Annotated in this window: 5 protein-coding genes; all 5 read left to right on the forward strand. The window is 64.7% G+C overall.

Going from position 1 to position 5,689, the window contains the following annotated elements; genetic code table 11:
- The first annotated feature begins 104 nt into the window (after positions 1 to 104).
- The 5 genes from QZ266_RS14300 to QZ266_RS14320 all read left to right on the forward strand — a co-directional run bounded on the left by QZ266_RS14300 (position 105) and on the right by QZ266_RS14320 (position 5,316).
- Positions 105 to 671, forward strand: coding sequence for a hypothetical protein (locus QZ266_RS14300; RefSeq protein WP_295696308.1), 567 nt, complete (start codon positions 105 to 107; stop codon positions 669 to 671).
- An 88-nt stretch (positions 672 to 759) separates the two neighbouring features.
- Positions 760 to 1,470 (forward strand): molecular chaperone, encoded by a 711-nt coding sequence (locus QZ266_RS14305; protein WP_295696309.1) that lies wholly within the window; start codon positions 760 to 762, stop codon positions 1,468 to 1,470.
- A 106-nt stretch (positions 1,471 to 1,576) separates the two neighbouring features.
- Positions 1,577 to 3,961, forward strand: coding sequence for a fimbria/pilus outer membrane usher protein (locus QZ266_RS14310; protein ID WP_295696310.1), 2,385 nt, complete (start codon positions 1,577 to 1,579; stop codon positions 3,959 to 3,961).
- Positions 3,954 to 4,805 carry a hypothetical protein gene (locus QZ266_RS14315; protein WP_295696311.1) on the forward strand — a complete coding sequence of 284 codons (852 nt, stop codon included), beginning with the start codon at positions 3,954 to 3,956 and terminating at the stop codon, positions 4,803 to 4,805. The genes QZ266_RS14310 and QZ266_RS14315 overlap by 8 nt, the downstream gene beginning before the upstream one ends.
- A 91-nt stretch (positions 4,806 to 4,896) precedes the next feature.
- Positions 4,897 to 5,316 carry a hypothetical protein gene (locus tag QZ266_RS14320; RefSeq protein ID WP_295696312.1) on the forward strand — a complete coding sequence of 140 codons (420 nt, stop codon included), beginning with the start codon at positions 4,897 to 4,899 and terminating at the stop codon, positions 5,314 to 5,316.
- The last annotated feature ends 373 nt before the right edge of the window (positions 5,317 to 5,689 follow it).

Genomic DNA, 5,689 nt, shown 5'->3' on the forward strand with positions numbered 1-5,689 from the left:
CCCCGGTTCAGCCCCAAACCCCTCCTAGCTTGGACCAATCGAAGGTCGGTGATCGCGAATGCCACCCCGTCGATTGGACAAATTCAAAGCCTTGGGGGCTGCACATGTTGAACAAGATCCTCACCACCAGCGCGATTGTCGCGGCTCTGGCCACCGGTTCCAGCTTTGCCCAGCAGGGCGGCTCGAACCAACTCTCCTATGACCTGTCGGCACAAGTCAGCTCGGTCTGCGGCGTCTTCAACGCCGGCGGAACCGAAATCGATGTCGACTTTGGCGACCTGGCCAATACCGAAACAACCGGCACGGTCGAGCAAGCGGCCGGTTCGGGCTCCTATGCCTGTAACTCGCCGAACGGCTTCACCCGCACCATCGCCTCGACCAATGGCGGCTATCTTGTCCGGTCGGGAACCGGAGGCGGCGCGCAGAACCAGATCGCCTATGAAATGCGCCATACCGGCAGTAACGGCCTGACCATGAACTGGACGCAGCTGACCTCGGCCGCGACCGCGGACCTGAACGGCCCAAGCTTCCTGACAGGGCAAACCGGCAATGTCGACTTCCGCGTCTATGGCGTGCGCTCGACCAATGCCGGAGCCGACGGCGCCGCCTATACGACGGTCTTCGCCGGTGACTATTCCGATATCGTCACCGTCACGGTGACTGCGAAATAATCCTGACCGTGCTAGCGTCCGGACAGGCAGACCCAACCGGCTCTGCCTGTCCGGGCCCGGCCCGGGACCGGAAAGGGGAGGCCCGCTCATGACACGCCTGATCACCCATGCACAACGCACGCTGATCGCCGTCCTGGCGGTGATTGCGACTGCCGGCCTGGCGATCGCCTATGAAGTGGAACCGATGCGGATCATTCTTGATCTTGGCAGCGGGCGGACCTCGACCATTATCACTATCAACAATACCCGCGACAGCGACTTGCCGGTCGAAATCGTGATGAAGCGCCGCATCGTCCATCCCGACGGCACGCAGGAATTCCTGCCGGCAGAGGACGACTTCTCGGTATTCCCGCCCCAGGCCCTGGTCCCGGCCGGCCAGAGCCAGGCCGTGCGGATTTCCTATATCGGCGATCCGGACCTGGAAGACAGTGCGGCCTTTATCGCCGAGGTGCAGGAAGTCCCGGTCTCCGAGCCTGGCTTCACCGGCGTCGTCTTCGCCTATAATTTTGGCGTCGCGATTTATGTTCGCGCTGATGATGCGCGTGCCGATGTCGCCGTGTCCGATATCTCCCGCGAGGTCGACGGACTGGTCTTCACCGCCAGCAATAGCGGAACTGATTTCGCGATGCTCAGCGATATGGCCCTGCGCCTGGCTGTGGGAGAGGAAACGGTCCGCCTGACACCGGCCCAGCTGGCCGAACTGGTCGAGAACCCCATCATCCCACCGCATGGCAGCCGCGAATTCCGGCTTCCCATCACCGGCTTGCCGGACGGGCCGCTCACCATCGCGATCGACTGAGCGGTCGCGGGCGATGCCGGGGGGCAAACAGACGGGACCATTCAGCCCCGGGCGCCATGCGCCCGGGCGCTTTGCCATTGGCCTGATTGCCTGCCTGTTGTCAGGAATGATCCCACTCGGCCACAGTGAGGCGGCGGGGCTGCAAACCCGTGAGCAACTCTTCCTGGTCGACCTGCCGCTCATCGTCGATGGTCGCCGCTATCCGGCCGTGACCGTGGAAACCTCGGTCTCCACTCTCAGTCGCATCGCGCCGGACGCCCTTGCCCGGTCCATCGGCCCGGCGCTTGAAGACCAGACCCGGGAGGCGCTCGAGGCCAGGGGCGCGGGGCTGGTTCCAATAACCGACCTGGACTCGCTGGGCCTGACGCTCTCGCTGGAGCCGCGAACCCTGACCGTAAATGTCGAAATCAGCCTGGAGAGCCGCGCCGCGACCGCCGCATCACTGGCCCAGGACTGGGTCAATTGGGACGAGACCGCGATCCGCCCCGCTCCCTTTGCATTCGGGGTCACGGGCGCCCTCTCGGTCTCCGATTCCGTGTCCGACTCCAGCGGCAGTTCTGCCGATCTGCGGCTGGACGGTTTCGTGAATTTCGGAGGCCTTGAAGGCATCAGTGTGGACTGGGGAGGCCGCTCCTCCCTTCGCACCTCCGGCGATACCCGCTTCATACGCGATCGCATCATCGCCTTTATCGAGCGGGCCACCAATGCCCGGCGCATCTCGGCCGGCGACCTGGCACCGCAACTCGGGCGCAATATCGGGCTGCTCAACCTCGCCGGACTGGCGGTCGAAACCAATTACCGGGACCTTCAGCCAACACGAAACATCCGGCCGACCGGTGACCGGTCTCTCGTCCTGGACCGCCCATCGACCGTGGAAGTCTATGTCAATGGCGCGCTGATCGAACGCTTCGCCGCCGGTCCGGGCCCTGTCGATCTTCGCGACATTCCCCTGGCCAATACCTCCAACGACATTCTGATTATCGTCGAAGATGATCTTGGCCGACGCGAAGCGGATCGCTTCAGCCTGTCCGCCAATATCGACTTGCTCGCCTCCGGTCTGACCGAGAGCATCTGGACGATCGGTTTCGCGCGCGATGAGTCTCGCTCCGACTTTGCCTATGACAGCGAGCAGCCGGTCATCGGCGGCTTGTGGCGCCGCGGACTCAGCTCGAACCTGACCGCGTCCGCATCCATGGCGCTCAACCAGGATTATCGCGGCGCCAGCGGTGCGCTCGCCTTCCCGTTGGCGGGCGGCGTCGCCCAGACCGAACTGACCGTGAGCGAGGTCGAAGGCCGCGGCACCGGGACTGCAAGCGGAATCGCCTTTACCGGGGGGCCTTACTGGGCCGAGACACGTCGGGCCACGCTGAATTTCCGGGTCGATCACTACAGCGTCGATTTCGCCACGCTGAACACGGTGAGCGCGCCTCCTGCCACACGCTGGTCCCTGGGTGGTGACATGCGCCTGAGCCTGACAGAGACGGTCTCGATGAGCCTGGGCGCCCAGTATCGCGACAGCCATTTCGGGAATGAGCGGACCCGTACACTCTCGGCCAGCCTGAACCGGCGATTTGGCGACATCCTCGTCTCGGCCTCGGCGCGGCACACGGACTCCAATACTCGCAATCCCGAATCCGGCCTCTTCGTGACCGTGAGCCGTCGCTTCTCGGACCGCCAATTCGTCAGTGCCAGCCATGACAGCCTGGCGCGCAGCAGCCGGATCGACTGGCGACGCGGGCGCGGTGATACGCTGCCCTTCATGCAGGCGCGAGCGGCCGCCATTCGCCGGCCCGAGAGCGTCGATCTGCGCGGTGCCGTCGATCTGACAGGGGCGCGAGCCAGCCTGCAGCTGAGCGCCGATCACCAATCCAGCCGCGTCGGCGCGCCGGACCGCTCGGCCTATGCGCTGCGGCTGCAATCCGGATTCGCCTGGAGCAACGGGCAGCTTGGCATTGGCCGCGACCCCGGCCGGGGCTTCGTCATGGTCGATCGTCACGCCTCCCTGGAAGATGCCGAGCTGGCCATCGCCCTGCACGCCAGCCCGGCCCCGGTCGGGCGCGCCGACCGGTTCGGCCCCGCCGTCATCCCGGTTGATGCCCCCTACCGGCCGGTGCGCTTGCGCGTCGATGCGACCGGTCTCGCGCCGGGCTATGATATCGGACCGGGTCAATACAGCCTGATCTCGGGCAGTTCGACAGGGAGCCGGATCACGGTGGGCAGGCCGGCCTTCCGCACGGCGGTCGCGACCCTGTCCAGGGATGGCGAACCACCGACCCTGCAATACGGCCTCCTCACCCATCTCGACAGTGACGCCACCCAGGCCTTCTTCACCAACCGCACCGGGCGTGCCGCCTTCAACGCCCTCCTGCCCGGGCGCTATGAAGCCCACCTGCAGTCACAGCCGGGAATGATCTACCGCTTCACCATCGACGCCGATGCCGACGCCTATGTCGACCTGGGCCAGCTGGAAGGGGAAACCCGTCATGATTAGCCTTCTGATGGCCGCCAGTCTCGGCCTTGCCGCGCTCCAGCCGGCGCCGCGCTGCGACGAGTTCGAGATCGACATCACCCAGACCGATGGCCTCGTCTATGACGGTGCCGACATCACCGACACCATCATCCATCTGAGCTTGCGCGCGACCGAAACCGAGCTGTCGTCGCGCTGCGGGCAGGTCACGGTCAGGCTCGCCATCACCAACGGATCTGCCGCCACGCCGCGCCTGTCCGGTCCGGCCGCCGAGCTGGAAGCGGATTGGGAACGGTCCGACGATATTCGCCGGACCGGATCGACCTGGCGACTGCAGCGCAATGCCGTGCGCCGACTGGTCAGTGGCGAAACACTGACCCTGCCCTTCTACCGCCTCGCCGCCGGACAATTCATTCCGCCCGGCCTTTATGAGCACCGGCTTGAAATCGCCAGTGGCGACCGCCTCGCCACCACGCCAATCGCCAGCCAGGTCCTGCCGGCCCTGCGCTTCGAGGGCAATACCAGCGCGGGCACCCATGCCATTGACCTGGGCGATATCGATACCGGCGCGCGCGGCCGTTCGGACTTTTTCTTCCGCACCAATACTGCCGTGTCGGTCATGATCCGCTCGGACAATCTCGGCGCGCTCATTCACGAGCGCGGCGAGGAATTCGGCGCCGTCCGCTATACAGCCTCCGTCTCCGGCCAGCGCGTGGATCTGAGCCTGCCAGGCGGCGATACGGTCGATTTTCCCTACCGGTCCAGTGCCGTCCAGTCGGGCTCGCTGGAGGTCGACGTCCCTCCGGCAACGCATCACTATGCAGGTCGCTATCGCGATGTCATCACGATGAGCTTCATCCCCTATTGACGCCGCATTAAGCACGGCGCGCGGTTTCACGCGCACGGGGACGCAAAGTCTGCTAGACCGGGCCTCCAACGGGTTCAGCTTCGGGTAGAATATGCGGCAGGCGCAGACAGGTGTGGCGAATGGCATGGGGCTGGCGCGCACGGGACTGGCGAGCCTCGCCATGGCCGTCCTGATCGCTCCGCAGGCCAGTACCGAAATGCGCCTCGCGCTGAACGCCACCGTCTCGACCCAATGCGCGATCGCCGACATCGACAGCGAAGCCTGGGCCGACGGTGTTTTGCGGGTCAGCGCCCAATGCAATGCTCAATCCTATCGTATCCGCTTGATAAGCGGTGATACCGAGATCGACCTGGCAAGCGTCAGCCTCGTCGAGCCGGGTGCCGATGTGCGCCTGCGCTCGGGCGATGCCTGGGTCACGCAGGACCGTCCCGGCAATCGTGACATCGAGATAGGCGTCGACGCGCCCTTCGCCCTGGCCGGCCCCATCTCAATCCGCCTCGACACGCTCTAGGCCGCTGACCCACCGCATCCGGACACAAAAAACCCCGCGCCGAAAGCGCGGGGTCTTTATTGGGTGCGGGGGTAGGATTTGAACCTACGACCTTCAGGTTATGAGCCACAGCCGGGCAATTCTGGAGAACGGCGCAAATTCAGTGTGTTACAGTGCAATCTGTTGACCTTCCACGCTTTCCTTGCCGGATTTCATCCGCATCGCACCGCGTCCGGCGGCGCGAAACGGACGCCGAACGGCGTAAAGCGGTTGAGGTATTGTTGAGGTGGGTCAGAACGGGAGCAAGTTCAGAATGCCACGGCCTCACTCACAAACCGGATCACTTTCTGGGGAGCAGGACAGCCGTTTTCGTCCAACAACCCAACCATCTTGC

The sequence above is a fragment of the uncultured Maricaulis sp. genome (assembly GCF_905480005.1).
Classification (GTDB): domain Bacteria; phylum Pseudomonadota; class Alphaproteobacteria; order Caulobacterales; family Maricaulaceae; genus Maricaulis.